This window comes from Acidovorax sp. T1 (genome assembly GCF_002176815.1).
Taxonomy (GTDB): Bacteria; Pseudomonadota; Gammaproteobacteria; order Burkholderiales; family Burkholderiaceae_C; genus Acidovorax.
In genome coordinates, this window is the sequence record NZ_CP021648.1 from 2,106,255 (window position 1) to 2,124,067 (window position 17,813).

Annotated in this window: 15 protein-coding genes; 4 read left to right on the top strand and 11 right to left on the bottom strand. The window is 64.4% G+C overall.

Going from position 1 to position 17,813, the window contains the following annotated elements; genetic code table 11:
• Window positions 1–2: 2 nt before the first annotated feature.
• Window positions 3–1,601 carry a thymidine phosphorylase family protein gene (locus CCX87_RS09800; protein WP_232476375.1) on the bottom strand — a complete coding sequence of 533 codons (1,599 nt, stop codon included), beginning with the start codon at window positions 1,599–1,601 and terminating at the stop codon, window positions 3–5.
• Window positions 1,602–1,718: 117 nt separating this feature from the next.
• Here CCX87_RS09800 and CCX87_RS09805 point away from each other — a divergent pair, with 117 nt between their 5' ends.
• A complete protein-coding gene (locus CCX87_RS09805; protein ID WP_087745899.1) occupies window positions 1,719–2,282 on the top strand; it encodes a C40 family peptidase in 564 nt (187 codons plus the stop codon).
• Window positions 2,283–2,329: 47 nt separating this feature from the next.
• Here CCX87_RS09805 and CCX87_RS09810 read toward each other — a convergent pair whose 3' ends face one another.
• On the bottom strand, window positions 2,330–2,704 hold the full coding sequence (locus tag CCX87_RS09810) for a hypothetical protein (protein ID WP_087745901.1): 375 nt from the start codon (window positions 2,702–2,704) through the stop codon (window positions 2,330–2,332).
• A 269-nt stretch (window positions 2,705–2,973) separates the two neighbouring features.
• On the opposite strand from CCX87_RS09810, the gene CCX87_RS09815 reads away from it, so the two are divergent.
• From CCX87_RS09815 to CCX87_RS09825, 3 genes are all read left to right on the top strand, one after another.
• Window positions 2,974–3,225: a GlsB/YeaQ/YmgE family stress response membrane protein gene (locus CCX87_RS09815; RefSeq protein WP_087745903.1), complete on the top strand. Its 252-nt coding sequence runs from the start codon at window positions 2,974–2,976 to the stop codon at window positions 3,223–3,225.
• Between the two features lie 42 nt (window positions 3,226–3,267).
• On the top strand, window positions 3,268–3,771 hold the full coding sequence (locus CCX87_RS09820; protein WP_087745905.1) for a hypothetical protein: 504 nt from the start codon (window positions 3,268–3,270) through the stop codon (window positions 3,769–3,771).
• Window positions 3,772–3,988: 217 nt separating this feature from the next.
• The gene (locus tag CCX87_RS09825) at window positions 3,989–6,739 is read left to right on the top strand and encodes a DEAD/DEAH box helicase (protein ID WP_232476570.1); all 2,751 of its coding nucleotides are present in this window, start codon (window positions 3,989–3,991) and stop codon (window positions 6,737–6,739) included.
• Window positions 6,740–6,853: 114 nt separating this feature from the next.
• Here the strand turns inward: CCX87_RS09825 and CCX87_RS09830 are convergent, their stop codons facing one another.
• From CCX87_RS09830 to aceF, 9 genes are all read right to left on the bottom strand, one after another.
• Complete coding sequence (locus tag CCX87_RS09830) at window positions 6,854–7,828, bottom strand: class I SAM-dependent methyltransferase (protein ID WP_087745907.1); 975 nt, start codon at window positions 7,826–7,828, stop codon at window positions 6,854–6,856.
• A gap of 222 nt (window positions 7,829–8,050) precedes the next feature.
• Window positions 8,051–9,472 carry an aspartate kinase gene (locus CCX87_RS09835; protein WP_087745909.1) on the bottom strand — a complete coding sequence of 474 codons (1,422 nt, stop codon included), beginning with the start codon at window positions 9,470–9,472 and terminating at the stop codon, window positions 8,051–8,053.
• Window positions 9,473–9,600: 128 nt separating this feature from the next.
• Complete coding sequence (locus tag CCX87_RS21560) at window positions 9,601–9,981, bottom strand: M48 metallopeptidase family protein (protein ID WP_143218392.1); 381 nt, start codon at window positions 9,979–9,981, stop codon at window positions 9,601–9,603.
• Window positions 9,982–10,021: 40 nt separating this feature from the next.
• Window positions 10,022–11,068 (bottom strand): Fic family protein, encoded by a 1,047-nt coding sequence (locus CCX87_RS09845; protein ID WP_198314696.1) that lies wholly within the window; start codon window positions 11,066–11,068, stop codon window positions 10,022–10,024.
• A 39-nt stretch (window positions 11,069–11,107) separates the two neighbouring features.
• Window positions 11,108–11,872: an IS21-like element helper ATPase IstB gene (gene istB, locus CCX87_RS09850; protein ID WP_056269326.1), complete on the bottom strand. Its 765-nt coding sequence runs from the start codon at window positions 11,870–11,872 to the stop codon at window positions 11,108–11,110.
• Window positions 11,869–13,497, bottom strand: coding sequence for an IS21 family transposase (gene istA, locus CCX87_RS09855; RefSeq protein ID WP_087745911.1), 1,629 nt, complete (start codon window positions 13,495–13,497; stop codon window positions 11,869–11,871). Before istA ends, istB begins: the two co-directional genes overlap by 4 nt.
• Window positions 13,498–13,580: 83 nt before the next feature.
• Window positions 13,581–14,072 (bottom strand): AlbA family DNA-binding domain-containing protein, encoded by a 492-nt coding sequence (locus CCX87_RS09860; RefSeq protein WP_087745912.1) that lies wholly within the window; start codon window positions 14,070–14,072, stop codon window positions 13,581–13,583.
• Between the two features lie 216 nt (window positions 14,073–14,288).
• Entirely contained in the window at window positions 14,289–16,139 is a 1,851-nt protein-coding gene (lpdA, locus tag CCX87_RS09865; protein WP_087745914.1) for a dihydrolipoyl dehydrogenase, read from the bottom strand.
• A 16-nt stretch (window positions 16,140–16,155) separates the two neighbouring features.
• Window positions 16,156–17,802, bottom strand: a complete 1,647-nt coding sequence (aceF, locus tag CCX87_RS09870) for a dihydrolipoyllysine-residue acetyltransferase (protein WP_087745916.1) — start codon at window positions 17,800–17,802, stop codon at window positions 16,156–16,158.
• Between the last annotated feature and the right edge of the window lie 11 nt (window positions 17,803–17,813).

Below are 17,813 nucleotides of genomic sequence, written 5' to 3' on the forward strand. Positions count from 1 at the left end.
GGTCAAAACTCCACAAACACCTGGGGCACGGCGTCGGCAGCACCCAGGCGGTAGCCAATATCGCGCGCACTGGCCTGCCGGGCAAATTCGAGGTCGGCGGGGTAGCCGGCATGCACGCGGTACAGCACATCGCCCTGCGCCACCGTGGCGCCCAGCTTGTGCATGAGGTCCACGCCCGCGCCCTGCACCTTGGGCGCGCCGGCCAGCCGCGCCACCCGGGCGATCTGGAAGTTGTCGATGCCCACCACCGTGCCGCTGGTGGGTGCGCAGACCTCGAAGGTCAGCGGTCCCAGTTGCGGGTGCAGGTGATCGAACCCCTTGCTGCCTTGCGCGTTGATGATGTCCTCCATGCGCCGGAGCGCCCGGCCCGAGTCAAGAATGTCACGCGCAATGGCATAGCCGTCACCGCCGCGCACGTCGGGGTCGCATTCGATCAGGCGACCCGCCAGTCGCAAGGCCTTTTGGCGCAGGTCGTTGGGCGCGTCGGGGTCGTTTTGCAGCACGCGCATCACGTCACGCGCCTCCAGCACCGGGCCAATGCCGTTGCCCACGGGCTGGCGGCCATCGGTAATGACCACGTCCAGCGACAGGCCCATGCGCCGCGCCACATATTCAAACAACCGGCGCAGGCGCTGGGCCTCGGGCATGGAACGCACCTTGGCCGTGGGGCCGATGGGGATGTCGAGCACCAGATGGGTGGCGCCGGCAGCCACCTTTTTTGACAGGATGGAGGCCACCATCTGCCCGGGCGAGTCGATCGACAGCGGGCGCTCCACCGAAATCAGCACATCGTCGGCGGGCGACAGATTGGCCGTGCCGCCCCAGGCGAGGCAGCCGCGGTAGTCGCGCACGATGTCGGCCAGCTGCTCGAAGGGCAGCTCCACATTGGCCAGCACCTCCATGGTGTCGGCCGTGCCTGCCGGCGAGGTGATGGCGCGCGACGATGTCTTGGGGCACAGCATGCCGTGCGCCGCCACGATGGGCACCACCAGCATGGTCGTGCGGTTGCCGGGAATGCCGCCGATGCAGTGTTTATCGACCACCAGCGGCTCGTGCCAATCGAGCCGTCGACCGCTGGCCACCATGGCGTCGGTCAGGAAGAACACTTCTTCGCGGTCAAGCTCGTCGCGGTTGCAGGCCACGACAAAGGCCGTCAGCTCGATCTTGGAATAGTGGTGGCCGGCAATGTCGCGCACGATAGCGGCGTAGTCCGCCCGTGTCAGGCGCTCGCCGGCAATTTTGCGAAACAGCGCACCCATGGATTCGGGTGGCTCTGCCTGCGTTACCGAGACGGTGTGGCCGTTTTCCACATCCAGCTGGGCAAAGGCGTCTTCCGACAGACCCAGTTCGTTGCACCCGACGATGGCGGCGTCGTCCACCACATTCACGGTGGCCAGGATGTGGCGCCCGTTGGCGCGCACCTCGATCTTGGAAAGCGCCTGAAAGCCCTCGGCCCGGTACACCGCGCAATCTCGGTGCAGGTAGGCGACGTTTTCTCGCCAGGTGTCGATGGCTACACGGCGCAGCGCCAATTGCGAGGGGATCTGGCTCGAAACGGGTACAGCGGGAATGTCCTGCGGTTCGCTGGTCTCAATGTGCATGGGCAGCAGACTACACCGGAAACGCCGCTGCCAAAACAGGAAAACAATTCAAATCAACGACTTGCGCAGAACCCCGGATTCCAGGCCTGTAAGAATTGCGTGTTACCCTTCGCACCCATGTCCCGTTGGTTCATTGCCTTACTCATCACCTGCGCCTCTGCCGCCCAAGCTGCCCCTTCAGCGGCATCCCCCGAGGACATCGAGCGTTTTCTGGCCGAAAGAAGGTTGATTACCCAGCTCGATGAAGTGCGCCATTCCGTCGCAGACAAAGCCCATGTGGTCGCAGACCGTACCGCGGATCTGATCGGCAACGCCATGGGTTTCATCGGCGTGCCCTACCGCCGGGGCGGCACCAGTGCCACCACCGGGTTTGATTGCAGCGGCTTCGTGCGCGCTGTGTACGAAAAAACCGTGGGCATGGTCCTGCCCCGCAAGGCCGACCAGCAAGCCGCCAGCACAGAGGTCATTGACAAGAAAGAGCTGCAACCCGGCGATCTGGTGTTCTTCAACACCATGCGCCGCGCCTTCAGCCATGTCGGTATCTACGTGGGCGACGGCAAATTCATCCATTCACCGCGCACAGGCAGTGAGGTGCGGGTGGAAGACATGCGCCTGTCGTACTGGCAGCACCGCTTTGACGGTGCCCGCCGTGTGACGGTGGAAGCCAAGACCCAGCCCTGAACTGGCGCCAGCAGCGCCGCCGTCTCGTGCAGCGCCGCCCAAACCGGTCATGGTGTGACCGTCGTCACTGTTTCAGTGCTTCGTATCGGACCACCCGTGATATTCACGGGGCCTAGATGGGGGTTGGTGCGCATGGCGCGTGCATTGGCCATGTCCTGCTGGTAGCGAGACCGGGCATCCGCCTCACAACCCTTGCGTTCCTTGCCCTGGGGCATGGCCCGGCACTCCTCCAGGCTAATTTTCAGCCCGCCTCCCGCCTCGCGGATGGCTGACTGGTAGCGTTGCTGGGCGGTGGTGTCCGGAATAGCACCACGCGTCAGCGATGCTTCTTCGCCGCCCTGGGCAAAAGCGGGCGCCGAAAATACACCTGCCACCACCCACGCCACGGCGGCCAACAGGCCAGAAGCCGAAAAGTTCTTCATGCGATTTCCTTAAGAGTCCATCAGTAGCTGAAACTTTAGGCGCGCGGCAGGGTTGCACCCATAGTCCCGCTCCCACGCAATGCGCAGGCGCGCAGCGCGCTGGCATGTCGGACAAGGCCGATATGCATTTCTCTTGCCGTCCGCGCCATGCCGCGGCAGCCATCCTTAAAAAAATCTTCCCGTCCGAATGCACAAGGCCTTGTCTGACACACGCGTCTGGTGAATTTGCCATACAGTGGCACCCATCTTTGTTCTTACCAGGTGTACCCATGCTCTCAATCCTCGGAACCCTCATCGTCGGACTCATCGTTGGCTTCATTGCACGGGCAATCAAACCGGGCGACGACAAGATGGGCTGGATCATGACGGCTTTGCTCGGCGTGGCGGGCTCGTTTTTGGCGAGCTACGTGGGGGCTGCCATGGGCTGGTACACCCAAGGCGCACCGGCAGGATGGATCGCCTCGGTGGTCGGCGCCGTGATCTTGCTGGCAATTTACAGCCTGGTCAAAAGCAAGACCTGATCGCCGACACCCTCACAGCACTGCAGGCAAGGCGCCGCACCCATGCCATCCGCCCGGCAAATGGCCGCTGATCACCCGGAGCTGGCTGCGGCCGTGCAGCGCAGCCGCCGCCTGCTGCACCGGCGCGCCTTGGTGGCGGCGGCGGCCAGCGCGGTGCCCGTGCCAGGGTTGGACTGGGCGGTCGATGCCGCCCTGCTCTCGCGCCTGCTGCCGCAAATCAATGCCCAGTTTGGCCTTACCCCCGAGCAACTCGACCAGCTCGACCCCCAAAAGCGCGAGCAGGTGCAAAAAGCGGTCGCGCTCGTCGGCTCGGTGCTGATCGGCAAGTTCATCACCAAGGAACTCGTGCTGCGCGCCACCCGCACGGTGGGCCTGCGCCTGACCACCAGGCAGCTGGCCAAATACGTGCCACTGGCAGGCCAGGTGGTGGCGGCAACGGTCGGCTATGCCACCTTGCGCTATCTGGGTGAACAGCATCTGCGCGACTGCGTGCAAGTTGTGCAACAGGCCCGGTTGCGTTTGCCGGCCCCGCCAGAACGCTCCTAAAAAAATAGCTATCCCCGCTGATGGCATAAGCGCGGAACGCGGTTTTCTCTATATACACGGCGCATTCCAGGTTGGCGCCCGGCGTTTTACCCGCACCGCCAACTGGCAATATCCGGCACCCGGCCGCAAGGCAAAATTGCAGCCCATGGCTACCGCTGGCAACAACGCCCCTTTCTCCCCCGGCCCCTATCCTGCGGCGCGCGAAAAGGCCGTGGCGATGTGGCTTCAGGCACTGCGCAGCCATGCCGATGCCGCCACCCTGAAAACGCTCACACCGCTGTCGGGCGCGGAAGCCGCCCGCGTCATGGCCTTGCTGCGCGAGGAAACGCCGCAAGCGGCGCTGCCTGCCCTTGCGCCAGAGCCCACCGCCACGCCCGCGCTGGCGCACGGGAGGTTCTGCCCCCGCATCACCCTCATGACCCTGGGCCGTGGCGATGGCCTGCTGGGCCTGCAACCGCAAGGTAAGCTGGGCCCGCGCGGCGACAGCGTGACGCTGGTGCGGATCGACTGGACCTACCGCACCGACAGTGGTGCCACCTGGCAGACGCCCGCCCCCGCCTCCATCCTCAACGCGCGCCCGGCCCCGGTGCAAGACCTGTTCGACACCGGCGGTCCCGTGGTGCGCATGCAGCGCAATCTGGCGGCTGAATCCGACGCCATGGACCGCATGTGGGACCTGGGCCTGATCCCCGTGGACGCCACCAAGCTGCAATGGCGCCACCGCGCTGCCGCCGCCACGCTGGGCCCCGTGTGGACGCTGGCGCAGGAGGCGCACTTTGGCGACTTCTGGGCCGAGCAGATCCCGCAGCTGCGCGCCGAGGGCTGGAGCGTGGTGGTGCACCCCGGCTTTGCGCACGAAAGCGTGCCCGTACAGCGCTGGAAGCTGCTGATCGCCCCCGACACCGGTGAGCTGCTGGGCAAGGAAGTAGATGGACCCTTGGCCGCACGCGAACGCCCCGTGCAAAAGCTCATGCTGCCCGAGCGCGAAGGCGCCTGGCTGCTGAGCCTGGGGATCGAGATCGACGGCCAGACGCTGGACCTGGCCCCCATGCTGGCCGACCTGCTGCGCCGCGACGCCCGCTGGCTCAACGCCCAGCAAATGGCCGCCATTGACGACATCGCCATCATTTCTCTGCGCGCCCCGGGCGGCAAACGCATCGAAGCACCCGCCGGCCCGCTCAAGGCCATCGTGGGCGCCATGGTGGATCTGCTGACCGACCCGACACGGAATCAGCGCAAAGACGGCGACCCGCTGCACCTGGGCGCCTGGGAAGCCCGTCGCATCGAGGCGCTGCGTGCCGGGCTGGTGCAGGCCCACCGCGTGGGCACGGTCAACGGCTGGAACAACGACTGGCAATTGCAGGGCGACGCGGGCCTGGCGCAGCTCGCCCAGCGCCTGCGCACCATCGGCACCCCGCAGCCGGTGGCTGCACCGCAGGGCCTGCAGGTGCAACTGCGCCCGTACCAGCTTGAAGGCCTGGCCTGGCTGCAATACCTGCGCGCCCAGGGTCTGGGCGGCATCCTGGCCGACGACATGGGGCTGGGCAAAACCGCGCAGGCCCTGGCCCATGTCCTGGCCGAGAAGGAGGCCGGGCGCCTGAAGCGCCCTGCCCTGGTGGTGCTGCCCACCTCGCTGCTCTTCAACTGGCAGGCCGAGGCCGCGCGCATGGCTCCCGGACTGCGCGTGCTCGCGCTGCATGGCGCAGACCGTGGCAAACGCTACCTGCAGGTGGCCGACCACGACCTGGTGCTGACCACCTACCCGCTGCTCTGGCGCGATGTGGACGCGCTGGCGGCCCAGCCGTTTCACCTGCTGATCCTGGACGAAGCCCAGATGGTGAAAAACGCCGGCAGCCGCAGCGCCCGCGCACTGCGCAAGCTGCAGGCGCCGCACCTGCTGTGCCTGACCGGCACGCCGCTCGAAAACCACCTGGGTGAGCTGTGGGCGCAGTTCGACTTTTTGATGCCCGGTTTTCTGGGCGATGTGCGCAGCTTCAACGCCCGCTGGCGCAAGCCCATCGAAGAAAACGGCGAAACCCTGCGCGCCCAGCTGCTGGCGCAGCGCGTGCGCCCCTTCATCCTGCGCCGCCGCAAACAGGACGTGGCCACCGAACTGCCGCCGCGCACCGAAACCATCTTGCGCGTGCAGTTGCAGGGCAAACAGCGCGAGTTGTACGAGGCCGTGCGCACCACCGCCGACAAGCAGGTGCGCCGCGCGCTGGAGCGGCAAGGCTTCGAAGGCTCGCAAATTGCCATCCTGGACGCCCTGCTCAAGCTGCGCCAAGTCTGCTGCGACCCCCGATTGGTGAAAGGAACCACGAAGACGGCCCACGCCATGGAGCGCGCCAAGCTGGAACTGCTGGCCGACCTGCTGCCCGCCCTGGTCGATGAAGGCCGCCGCGTGCTGGTGTTTTCGCAGTTCACCGAAATGCTGGCGCTGGCGGCCGAGTTGCTCGACACCCTGGCCCTGCCCTACCTCACGCTCACCGGCCAGACGCCGCCCCGCCAGCGCGGTGCAGTGGTCAAGAGTTTTCAGGCACAGGACGAAACCAGCGCCCCCATCCTGCTCGCCAGCCTCAAGGCCGGCGGTCTGGGCCTGAACCTCACCGCCGCCGACACCGTGATTCACCTCGACCCCTGGTGGAACCCCGCCGTGGAAGAACAGGCCACCGCCCGCGCCCACCGCATCGGGCAAGACCAACCAGTGTTTGTCTACAAGCTGGTGGTGGAAGGCAGCATCGAAGAGCGCATGCTGGAGCTGCAGGCCCGCAAGGCCGCGCTGGCCCAGGGCGTGCTGGGCCATGATGCCGAGGGCGCGGTGAAATTCAGCGCGGCCGACCTGCACGCGCTGCTGGCGCCGCTCACCGAACCGGCCAACAACCCGTTGGGCATTCCGGGCGAAGACGCGCTGCGCTGGGGCGGCACGGGCAAACGGCGGCCAAGGCCATTGCACGCCCCCGAGGTTTGAGGGCGATTTTGGCCTGCAGCGCCCGCCAGATAAGCGCTTACAGCTATTAAATTAAAAGCAACTCGCGAAATGGCGCACCCTGCCACCGGGCAGTGCTTCCTTCACCCGCGCCCTTCACCCGCCCTGGCCGGGCAGCTCAGGCGCCTGGTACACCAGCACCTTCAGCGCCCTGCCCTCGTCCACATCGGCAAACACGGGCGGGTTGGCCACGCGCTCCACAAAGCGCAGTTCGGGCGCCAGCTCGCGCATCTGGTCTTGCAAAAAGGCCAGGCCCAGCTCGGGCGCATTGAGGCACAGCAGTGCGTGGCCGCCGGGCGCCAGCAGGTCGGGCAGGCGGCGCATCAGGCGGGCGTAGTCCTTGGTGGCGACAAAGCTGCCCTTTTGGTAGCTGGGCGGGTCCACAATGACCAGGCCGTAGGGGCCGCTGCGGTTGATCTTGCCCCAGCTGCTGAAGATGTCGTGCGGCAAAAAGGCGGCACCCGTGGCAATGCCGTTGAGCTGGTGGTTCTGCTGCCCGATGCCGATGGCGCCGTGGCTCATGTCCACATTGACCACCTGTTTGGCCCCCGCCTGCAGCGCCACCACCGAAAACGCGCAGGTGTAGGCAAACAGGTTCAGCACCTTCAGGCCATAACGGTCGGCGCGGCGCGCGGCAGCGTAGTCATGCACCCAGCGGCGGCCCGCCGCCATGTCCAGGAACAGGCCGTGGTTCTGGCCGCGCAGCACATGCACCTTGAACTGGGCGCCGTGCTCTGTCACGACATGCGGGTCGGGCACGCTGCCGGCCATCAAGCGCGTTTCGGTGCGGCCCTGGGTGCGCAGCGCCTCGTTGCGGCACTGGAACACCCAGTTCAGTGGCTGCCCTGGCGCCAAGGCCTCCCACCGCTGGGCCAGTGCGGCGCCGATGGCGGCCAGTTGCGCCTCTGTCTCGTCGCCTGCAGGCAAAAAACTGGTGAGCACGAAAACGGGCGGGTAGGCATCGAGCGTCCACTGCTCGCAGCCAGGAAAGCGCCCGCCACGGCCATGAAAAATGCGCCTTGCATCGGTGGGCAAAGGCATGGCGGCTATGGCGTCAAGGAGGGCTTGCATGCAAAAAGGCTTCCGACAAGAAAATCAGAGTGAAAACAACAGAATGCGCTAGTCAATCATGGCCGAGCAGCTATTGATTCAATAGCACGAGGGAATGATCGCTGGCGGTACAGCGCAGCGCGGATGTGCACCCATGCTGGGCGCACCACAAAAAAAGCCCGCTCACGGCGGGCTCTGGTTCGGGCGCAGGAAGCCGCAAAGCGCTGCCCTGCCACGCTCGCGTCAGACACGCGGAACCGGCGTCCCCGAGTTGACGCACAGCGCCATGTTCAGCGCCTTGATGGCGGTCTTGTAGTCTTCGCGCTCGATCACGAACTGCATGTTCACCTGGCGCAGGGTTTGCGACACGCAGTTCACATTGACATGGACATCGGCCAGCGCCTGCGCTGCCTTGGCCAGCACGCCGGGGATGCCGATGTTGGAGCCAATGGTGCAAACAATTGCGCTGGGCTTGATCGTCACGACCTGGTAGGCGTCTTGCAGCTCCGCCACCAGCTCGGACGTGACCTGGTTGTCCCACACCAGATGGGCGATGGAGTTGGCGTTGGTCGCCTTCAGGATGTAGCTCACGTCGTGCTTGCAGAACACGTTCATCAGGCCCGCATCAAAGCCCACGGTGCCCACCATGCTGGGGTCGTGAATCTCGATCAGCGTGACCTTGTCGGTGCCGGTGACGATTTCCACACGGGCGCGCTCGCCCACAAAGTCCTTCGTGATGAGTGTGCCGGGGTGGTTGGGCTCAAAGGTGTTCTTCAGGCGGATGGGAATGCCGGCCAGTTCCATCGGCTTGGAGGCCTTCGGGTGGATGGCTTCCATGCCCACGTCGGCCAGCTGGTCGGCCACGTCGTAGTTGGTGGCGCCCACCACGATGGCGTTTTCCAGGCCCACCAGGTTGGGGTCGGCGGACGACAGGTGGAATTCCTTGTGGATCACGGCCTCGGCGGGGCGCACTTCCACGGCGATCTTGCTGAAAGTCACCTCGGAATAGCCCCGGTCAAACTCGCGCATGATGCCTTCGGTGCCCTTGGTGTAGCCAGTGGCCACCACGACCTTGTCGCTCAGGTCCAGGTCCTTGAAACTGTGGGCAATGCGCTCGTCAATCGTCCATGCTTCGCTGTCGTTGAAACCGGCCAGGTCCATCAGGATGGCATTGACGCCATTGGCCTTGAGGATCTCGACCGAATTGAACGCGCTGTGCGACTCGCCAATGGAGGCCAGCACTTCGCGCGCCGCCAGCAGCACATCCTTGCGGCTGAGGTAACCGCTGGCCAGCACATGCTGCATGGCGTTCAGGTATTCGCGCGCCTGGCCGATACGCTGGTCGATGAAGGCATCGGCCACATTGAGCGGCAAACCCAGGTCGGCGTAACCCGCGTTCAGCTTTTTCAGGCTGGCGGCCAGTTGGGTCAAGGCGTCCTGGTAGCCCTTGCCTTCAGCAAACAGGGCGTAGATGCCGCGCTCGCCCGTCTTCTTGTGCTCCAGCAGCTGGTTGGTCACCCCAGAGTAGGCGGACACCACATAGATCCGGCCGTAAATGCGTTGGGGATCGTGCAGCATGATGTGGCGCAGCACATCGCCAAAGGCGGTCATGGAAGTGCCGCCGATCTTCTCGACAGAGATCTTGGAGTTTTGAACGTCTTGCATGGACAGGCTCAGGGGAGCAAAAAGGTGGAAAACCGGGGCGGGTGCAGCACCCCAAGGGGCGGCAGCAAGCCCGCTATTTTCCACGAGTTTTTGGAGGTGCTTTTCACCTTGTTTGCTGAGACGCGCACTCAGGCCAATCGCGACTCAATAAAACTATCAAATTGAACTCCGGGCACCTTGGCTCGCACAATGTTCCAGAAGTCTGGCGTGTGATTCGACTCCAACAGATGCGCCAACTCATGCACGATGACGTAGTCAATCACCGACAAAGCGTCTTTCACCTTCGGTGATTTGGCCTCTACCACCACCACCGGGATACCGTTCACAAACAGCACTACGTCGGGAACGATGTGGTGCTCTGTGCCCAAAATACGCACCTTGAACTGGCACACCGCAATGAAACGGTTGTTGCTCACCTTGTCAAAATCGATGAACCGCACCGTGGAGCTTTTTTCGCCCGTCGCGCGGTTTTCACTCACGCTGGTGCCATCAGTCAGCAGGCGAAACACATGCGCTCGTCGAGTTTGATTTGTTGCTGGCTCAGCTTGCTCATGGCCTGTCCTTGTTAAGCCACTGCCTCCCTAGGGCAGTCAATTGGTATTTTTGGAGCCGACTGTTCGGCTTCTCTGGCACGGTCATTTGCACAAGCCCAGCACCCAACGCGGGCCGCACATACAGCGCCATAAAGTTGGGTCGGTGCACCAAGCCCAATGCCTGCATCAGCGCTTGCAAGCTCAGTGTTTGATCGCCCAGCACATTCATCAGGCGCTCGACTTGTTCGGTGACTTGTTCGGTGACTTGTTCGGTGACTTCGGGGGCAACCAGGACTTCGACTTGTTCGGCCTGCTTTTGCCCAGCCCGCAGCACCTTCAAATACGCCGGGTCAAACGCAAACTCCAGCCACATATCGTTGGGCTCATAGCGCAGCACCGGTTTGGGCGACCCCGCTGCTTCGCAGGCCGCAAAAATCCGCTCCACCCCACGGCCCCAGGCCTCAATCTCGCCCGCCCTGAAAAAAGCATTCGCCAGCGCCGGGTTGTAGGGGCTGGACGAATGCGCGCCCAGCAGCGTGTCCATCGTCCAGCCCTCGGGCAGCACCGCCGGGTTCCATAGGCGCAAGCGGTCTTCGTACACCCGAATTTGCACCGGTGCGGTCACCGCATAGTCGCGGTGCACCAGTGCGTTCAGCACCGCCTCGCGCAGCGCTGCACGCGGCACGGGGAAGGTCTCCACACGCACAATGCCCTCGTATGAAATCACCGCTTTCAGGTACTTGGTCAGCAGCAAATCCAGCGTGGTCTGGGCCTGGTGGAACAAGTCGCCCTCTACCTCGTCGTGGTACAGCAGCTCGGTCTCGGTCTGGAAATACCCTACCTTCACAAACGCCCCAGTCACAAAGCGCTGCGGGTCTGCCGCAAACAGCAAGGCGGTGGCCCTTTTGAAATAAGCGCCGTCTTTCAGGCGCAGCTTGTCCAGCAAATTAGCATCGCTCTCGGCCAGCGTCTCGGCATCCAGCCGCCCACTGCGCTGGGCCAGCTGGCGAAACCGCGCCATGGCCGGGTGCGACACCCCGATGGCCAGGTCAAATTCCCCCACCCTTGGCCACCCCAAATTCCCCCAGGCAGGACGGTCGGATTATGACGACTCGGGTGTGATGGCGATGCGTGCAGCGGCCTCCTTGAGGCGGTAGCTCTTGCCCTCGAACTCCAGCATCGCGCAGCGGTGCATGAGGCGATCCAGGATGGTGCTGGCCATGGTGGCGTCGCCGAGGTATTTGCCCCAGTCCTGCACCACGCGGTTGGACGTGATGAGAACAGCGCGGCGCAGCTTGTAGCGCTGGTGCACGATGGCCTGTAGGACTTCAGCGGCATGCTCGCTGATGCGTCTGGCCAGGAACAGGTCATCGAGGACGAGCAGGTCCGGCGCGACCCAGTCCTTGAGCAGCTCGGTGCGCTCTGCCGTAGTGGCCAGCGCGTAACGGGCGAACTCGGTGTCGGCTTCCAGGTAACGCACGTCATAGCCCTGCAGCGTGGCCTGGTAGGCCACGGCCTTGGCCACATGGCTCTTGCCGGTGCCCGGCTTGCCGATGATCAGCGCGTTGGCCCCCTCGCCGATGAACTTCAGGGTGTGCAACTCGAAGCAGGCGCTGCGCGGCAGCTTCGGGTTGAAACGCCAGTCGAAGTCAGCCAGCGAGGGGCGCTCATCCAGACCCGAGCGCTTGAAGCGGCGCTCGGTCAGGCGAGAGCGCCGGCGGTCCAGCTCGTCTTGCAGCATGGCGGCGAAGGTCTCCAGGAAAGGCTGCTGGGCGGCCTGGGCCTGCATCACGCGGGTGGACAGGGTCTCGGCGATGCCGGACAGGCGCAGCTCGCGCAGCGCGCGTTCGATCTCGATCATGTTCATGGCTGAACTCCCGGTGCGTTGGTGGTGTTGTTGGTGGTGGTGGTGGTGGTGGTGGTGGTGTTTGCCGTGGCGGCGGCGAGCGCGAAGAGATCGCTGTACTCCTCAGCGTCTCGGATGAGCTCATGCTGCTGCGTCAGCGCGTGGGCACCGGCGGCGGGTGCTTCGCCGCAGGTAGCCTCGATGGCCGCCATCGCCTGGGCAAAGAGGGCTTCGGTCAGCGCCAGCACGCGCTTGTAGCTGTAGACCCCTTGCTCCAGGGCCTGGGCGCAGGCGGCATTGATGCAGTGCGCCGGGTAACGGCGCATGAGTCCCACAATGCCCCAGAGCTTGCGCTGCCCGACACGACCCTCGATGGCAAAGAGCAGCTCACACAGCCGGCTGGCGTGCTCACCAATCTCGCCGGCCTGACGCAGGATCAGGCGGGTCTCGCGAGACGGATTGAACACCCGCTCCTCCATGGGCAGAATCACCGTGCCGGGACGCTCGGCCTTGGCGTGGGTGCGCAGCAAGGCACGGGTGTGCATGTCACGAATCTCGATGCGCTGGGCGTAGATGCGCACCAACACCTTGGAGCCGATGTTCGCCGGGCGAGCGGCGTAGCTGCTGTGATCCACCCGCACACAGCTGTCGTCGCAGACGGTGCGCACCGCCTCGTCGAAATACTGCATTCCCAGCACTGGCAGGGGTTTGAGGTGGCTGCGCTCTTCCTCGAACATGGCCTGCACCTGGCGTCGCTCGGTGCCGTGGATGCGCTTGGATGCCCAGCTCTTCTCCCAGTGCGCCAGGAACTCGTTCTGGGCCTCGATGGACTCAAAGCGCCGGCCCTTCAAGGCCGTGGCCTGGGTATGGCCGATGGCATGCTCCACCGTGCCCTTGCGGTTGGGGTCTCGCACCCGCGCCGGGTCGGCCACCACGCCGTAGTGCGCCAGGGCGGCGGCGTACACCGGGTTGAGATCGGGCTCGTACAGGTCGGGCTTGAGGACGCCTTCCTTCAGATTGTCCAGCACCACGTACTGGGGGCAGCCCCCGAAGTACCGCAGGGCCCGCTCGTGCAGCTCGGCCCAGATCTGCTGGCTGGACTTCCAGACCACGCACCGGAAACTGGCGCGCGAGTAGCGCAGCGTGGCCACGAACAGGCGGGGCTTGCGGTACCGCTCGCTGCCCGGCACGCGGGTGGGCGCGCCCTCGCCGTAGTCCACCTGCATCTCCTCCCCAGGCAGAAAGGACAGGCGGTCGAACTGCTCGGGCTCCTTGTGGCGCAGCTTTGCACAGAAGCGTTTGACCGAGTTGTACTGACCAGTAAATCCGTGCTGGTCGACCAGGTCCTGGAAGATGGCCATGGCGTTGCGCTTCAGACGCAACTGGGCTTCGATGAACTCGCGCCAGGGTTCGCACAGGGAGGTGGCCACCGGCACAGCAGCCGGTGGCCAGGGTGGGGGAATTTGCTGGGCCGAGCCGGTGGCCACCCCGGGGGAATTTGACTGCAGTTGCTCCAGCCAGCGTTGGTGATAGCTCCTGACCGTCTTGCGGTCGATGCCCGTGATGCGGGCGATCTCGCGTTGCGATGTATTGCGCTCCAGCAGTGTCTCTATGGTGGCGCGTTGGTTGGACTTCAAGACATTCACTCCTTGGCCTTCCCTCGAGGAAGACCGGATCAATGTCCTGCCAACAGGTGCCGACGGCGCCGGCGTTTAACCCCTATCCCCGATCAGTTCAGGTGGGGGAGTTTGAGGTGGCCATAGACGGGGGAATTTGGGTGGCCATCAGGGGACACATCGGCCAGACTGAACTGGGGCAAGGGCACGCCGTCCCAGGTGCGGCCTTGGCGGCCCAACAAAAACCGGTCTAGCGCCGCGCCTTTGAGTTCTTGCAGCGTGCTGCCACTGCGCATGTAGTAGTGGCCCCGGTAGCTGATGGGGTTGGGGTAGGCCTGCACCACCAGCTCCAGATATGGCAAGTCGCCTTCTCCACCTTCTTTGTGCAGGTTCACATCCACCACCATGCCCAGCAGGTCGCGCACCTTGTTGGGCAAGTCCTCCAGCAGCTTGGCCGCATCGGGCAGGCCCACCACCCGGCCCTGGTCATTCACCCCCAGCAACAAACGCCCGCCTTGCGCATTGGCAAAGCCGCACACCCAGCGCAAATAGTCGTCGCGCCACGTTTCTTTCCATTCGGTGTGTTGGGATTCTTGGTGGCGCATGGGCGTGTTCTCGGGGGTCAGGCGGCAGCGGGTTCCAGTAGGTCGGTAAAGGGTGATTTTTATGGGGGTCATTGCGCGCGCCGAAATAGCCCAAAAGTATGCCACGGCAGGTCCCACGAGCCACGGTAGCAAACCATAAAAGAAAAAGCCGCGCAGCCCTTGCAGAGCTTGCGCGGCTAGCTACTGAATCAGTAGCATTTTCAGAGCCTCATTGGCTCACTTCTTTTGCGGCGGCACGTCGGTGCAGCTGCCGTGCGCAATCTCCGCCGCCATGCCAATGCTTTCGCCCAGCGTGGGGTGCGGGTGGATGGTCTTGCCGATGTCCACGGCGTCGGCGCCCATTTCGATGGCCAGGGCAATCTCGCCGATCATGTCGCCAGCGTGGGTGCCCACGATGCCGCCGCCCAGGATCTTGCCGTGGCCATGGGCCTCGGGCGAGTCGTCGAACAGCAGTTTGGTCACGCCTTCGTCGCGGCCGTTGGCAATGGCGCGGCCCGAGGCCGTCCAGGGGAACAGGCCCTTCTTGACCTTGATGCCTTGGGCCTTGGCCTGGTCTTCGGTGAGGCCGACCCATGCCACTTCGGGGTCGGTGTAGGCCACACTGGGAATAACGCGGGCGTTGAAGGCGGCGGCTGCCAGTTCCTTGTTGCCCTGCAGTTCACCCGCGATGACTTCTGCCGCCACGTGTGCCTCATGCACCGCCTTGTGCGCCAGCATGGGCTGGCCCACGATGTCGCCGATGGCGAAGATGTGCGGCACGTTGGTGCGCATCTGGATATCGACGTTGATGAAGCCACGGTCCGTCACGGCCACGCCAGCCTTTTCAGCAGCGATCTTTTTGCCGTTGGGCGTGCGGCCCACGGCCTGCAGCACCAGGTCGTACACCTGGGGTTCGGGGGTGGTGCCGCCCTCTTCCGCTGGCGCGAATGTGACCTTGATGCCTTCAGGTGTGGCCTCGGCACCCACGGTTTTCGTCTTCAACATGATGTTGTCGAAGCGCTTGGCGTTCATCTTCTGCCAGATCTTGACCAGGTCGCGGTCGGCGCCCTGCATCAGGCCGTCCATCATTTCCACCACATCCAGGCGTGCGCCCAGGGTGCTGTACACCGTGCCCATTTCCAGGCCGATGATGCCGCCGCCCAGGATGAGCATGCGCTTAGGCACACCGCTGAGCGCCAGGGCGCCGGTGGAATCGACCACGCGCGGGTCGTTGGGCATGAACGGCAGGCGCACGGCCTGGCTGCCGGCGGCGATGATGGCTTTCTTGAAGGCGATGACCTTCTTGGTGCCCGTCTTCTCCTGGCCAGTGCCGGTGGTCTCTTCCACTTCAAGGTGGTTGGCGCCAACGAAGGCACCGTAGCCACGCACGGTGGTCACCTTGCGCATCTTGGCCATGGCGGCCAGGCCGCCGGTGAGCTTGCCGATGACCTTTTCCTTGTGGCCGCGCAGCGTATCGACGTTGACTTTGGGCGCGCCAAAGTCAATGCCTGCAGCGGACAGATGGCTGACCTCGTCCATGACGGCGGCCACGTGCAGCAGCGCCTTGGACGGGATGCAGCCCACGTTCAGGCACACGCCGCCCAGGGCTGCGTAGCGCTCGACGATGATGACCTTGAGGCCCAGGTCGGCCGCGCGGAACGCCGCCGAATAACCGCCGGGGCCGCCGCCCAGCACGAGCACGTCGCAGTCCAGATCCGCCGTACCAGCAAAGCTGGACGCTACTGTATTGATAGCTGCTTGCGCTTGTAGGGCGGGCGCTGGAGCCTGTTTTTGCTCAGAAACCGCGGGCGCAGGGGCAGCTGCAGGCGCTGGAGCGGCTGCGCCTGCACCCTGCACTTCCAGCGTCAGCACCACCGAGCCTTCGGCGATTTTGTCGCCAAGCTTCACTTTCAGCTCTTTCACCACGCCAGCGTGGCTGGAGGGGATCTCCATGGAGGCCTTGTCAGACTCCACGGTGATCAGGCTTTGCTCGGCCTTGATGGTGTCGCCGGGTTTGACCAGCACTTCGATGATGGCCACTTCGGCGAAGTCGCCGATGTCGGGCACCTTGATGTCGATGATTGCCATGGGTGTTGCCCTCGCGTTACATCACGATGCGGCGGAAGTCCGCCAGCAGCGAGGCAAAGTACACGTTGAAGCGCGCGGCGGCGGCGCCGTCGATCACGCGGTGGTCCCAGCTCAAGGAGAGGGGCAGCATCAGGCGTGGGGCGAATTGCTTGCCGTCCCACTTGGGTTCGATGCTGCTCTTGCACACGCCCATGATGGCGACTTCAGGCGCGTTGATGATGGGCGTGAAGTAACGGCCACCAATGCCGCCCAGCGAGCTGATGGAGAAGCATCCACCCTGCATGTCTGCCGGGGCCAGCTTGCCTTCGCGCGCCTTGGCGGCGAGTTCGCCCATTTCCTTGCTGATCTGGACGATGCCCTTCTGGTCGGCATCCTTGATGACGGGAACCACCAGGCCGTTGGGCGTGTCGGCCGCAAAGCCGATGTGGAAGTAGTTCTTCATCACCAGCTGGTCGCCGTCGAGCGAGCTGTTGAACTCGGGGAACTTCTTGAGCGCGGCCACGGCGGCCTTGATCATGAAGGCGAGCATGGTGACCTTGACGCCGCTCTTTTCGTTCTCTTTGTTGAACTGCACGCGAAAGGCTTCCAGGTCGGTGATGTCCGCGTCGTCGTGGTTGGTGACGTGCGGGATGACCACCCAGTTGCGGTGCAGGTTGGCGCCGCTGATCTTCTTGATGCGCGAGAGGTCCTTGCGCTCCACCGGGCCGAACTTGGTGAAATCGACCTTGGGCCAGGGCAGCAGATCAAGGCCCACGCCGGAGCCGCCACCACTTGCAGGCGCCTTGGCCGCCTGGGCCTTGGTCTGCACGGCGCCTGCCATCACCTGCTTGGTGAAGGCGGCCACGTCGTCCTGGGTGATACGGCCCTTGGGGCCGGTGCCCTTGACCTCGTCGATGGGCACACCCAGTTCGCGGGCGAACTTGCGCACGGAAGGCGATGCATGGGGCAGGCCTGCCGTGGGCGTGCCGGGCTGGTGAGCGGGAACGGCCACCGAGACTGTGGCAGCGGCAGGCGCAGCTACCGCTGCAACTGCGGCAACTGCCGGGGCAGCCACGGGGGCTGCCGCTGCGGTGGCGCCTTCCAGCACGGCCACCAGATCGCCAATATTGACCGTGTCGCCGATCTTGACCTTGAGTTCCTTGAGCACGCCTGCGGCGGGCGAAGGGATCTCCATGGAGGCCTTGTCGGACTCGACGGTGAACAGCGACTGCTCAACCTTGATGGTGTCGCCGACCTTGACCAGCATCTCGATGACGGCCACGTCCTTGAAATCGCCAATGTCGGGCACGCGCACTTCCAGCGGGCCGGCGGGCGCCGCCGCCGCCACAGAAGCGGCGTTGAGGGCCGGCGTTGTTGCTACTGTTTGAGTAGCTGCTTGCGCTTGCTGCGATTGGGCTGGAGCCGTATTTGACTCAGAAACAGCCCCCACAACGTCGAGCGTCAGCACCACCGAGCCTTGCTTGACCTTGTCGCCGACCTGCACGCGCAGCTCTTTGACGACGCCCGCGTGGCTCGAAGGAATCTCCATCGATGCCTTATCGGACTCCACCGTGATCAGCGATTGCTCGGCCTTGACGGTGTCGCCGGGCTTGACCAGCAACTCGATCACGCCGACTTCGTCGAAGTCACCGATGTCCGGAACTTGGATTTCTACCAATGCCATTGTTGTCTCCG